Source organism: Microcoleus sp. D3_18a_C4 (assembly GCF_036702415.1).
Taxonomy (GTDB): Bacteria; Cyanobacteriota; Cyanobacteriia; order Cyanobacteriales; family Microcoleaceae; genus Microcoleus.
The window spans coordinates 1-1,533 of the sequence record NZ_JAUBTI010000209.1; the positions used below are offsets into that span (position 1 = coordinate 1).

Annotated in this window: 1 tRNA gene, 1 rRNA gene and 1 pseudogene; 1 reads left to right on the forward strand and 2 read right to left on the reverse strand. The window is 49.2% G+C overall.

The features are described from left to right. Positions 1–1,205 (reverse strand): 23S ribosomal RNA (locus QUB16_RS33115); the annotation flags it as partial. Between the two features lie 81 nt (positions 1,206–1,286). Here QUB16_RS33115 and QUB16_RS33760 point away from each other — a divergent pair. Continuing rightward, a pseudogene (locus QUB16_RS33760) lies at positions 1,287–1,406 on the forward strand (hypothetical protein); the annotation flags it as partial. Positions 1,407–1,412: 6 nt separating this feature from the next. Here QUB16_RS33760 and QUB16_RS33120 read toward each other — a convergent pair. Next, positions 1,413–1,485 (reverse strand) — tRNA-Ala (locus QUB16_RS33120). Positions 1,486–1,533: the final 48 nt, after the last annotated feature.

The window sequence follows — 1,533 nt, forward strand, 5'->3', positions numbered from 1 at the left end:
ATCATTTATTCCACAGCTTCGGTAGACTGCTTAGCCCCGTTCATTTTCGGCGCAGGAGCGCTAGACCAGTGAGCTATTACGCACTCTTTTAAGGGTGGCTGCTTCTAGGCAAACCTCCTGGTTGTCACTGCACTCCCACCTCCTTTATCACTTAGCAGTCATTTTGGGACCTTAGCTGGTGGTCTGGGCTGTTTCCCTCTTGACGATGAAGCTTATCCCCCACCGTCTGACTGGCCGAGTACCAGTTTAGTATTCAGAGTTTGCCTCGATTTGGTACCGCTCTCGCAGCCCGCACCGAAACAGTGCTTTACCCCTAAACTTAATCTCGACCGCTGTGCCTCAACACATTTCGGGGAGAACCAGCTAGCTCCGGGTTCGATTGGCATTTCACCCCTAACCACACCTCATCCGCTGATTTTTCAACATCAGTCGGTTCGGACCTCCACTTGGTGTTACCCAAGCTTCATCCTGGACATGGTTAGATCACCCGGGTTCGGGTCTATAAACAGTGACCTGTGCTTTCACACGGGCGCTCTTGTCAAACTCGCTTTCGCTTTGGCTTCAACCCATAGGGTCTTAACCTGCCACTGCCTATAACTCGCCGGCTCATGCTTCAACAGGCACGCGGTCAGACGTTAAATCGTCCTCCCACTGCTTGTAAGCTAACGGTTTCATGTTCTATTTCACTCCCCTTCCGGGGTTCTTTTCACCTTTCCCTCGCGGTACTGGTTCACTATCGGTCACACAGTAGTATTTAGCCTTACGAGATGGTCCTCGCTGATTCACACGGGATTTCACGGGCCCCGTGCTACTCGGGATACAGTCACGCTCTTTTCTACTTTCGACTACAGGACTTTCACCTTCTCTGGTGCAGCTTTCAACTGCTTTGTCTAGCTTCAAGATACGTTAATTGACTGTCCCACGACCCCAGAAGTAAAAACCTCTGGTTTAGGCTGTTTCCCGTTCGCTCACCACTACTTGGGAAATCGCTATTGCTTTCTCTTCCTCCAGCTACTAAGATGTTTCAATTCGCTGGGTTCGCCGCTATCAGTCTATGTATTCAACTGATGCTTACTGGGTTGCCCCATTCGGACATCTCCGGATCAATGCTTGCTTCCAGCTCCCCGGAGCTTATCGTCGGTCGCCACGTCCTTCTTCGCCTCTGTGTGCCTAGGTATCCACCGTTAGCCCTTTGTAACTTGACCACTTGATTCTTTCATGGTGGTCGCTTGTCTGATGCTCCGATTTCTCGGATTACATACACGCTTTGATGACTTAATTTCTATGCAGTTTTCAAGGTTCTGACTAGAGTTCTAGACTCCAGCATTCCGACTTCTTTTTTGACCAAGTTAGTCTGGGTGCTGATTTCTATTTTTTTGGCTTTTTTTGGCGGTTGTAATAGTTAGTGAGAGTGGAGGTAAGCGGACTCGAACCGCTGACTTCCTGCGTGCAAGGCAGGCGCTCTACCAACTGAGCTATACCCCCACACTTGTAAGTTCTGATTTTGATTTTATGAGTCCTGAATTAATCTTT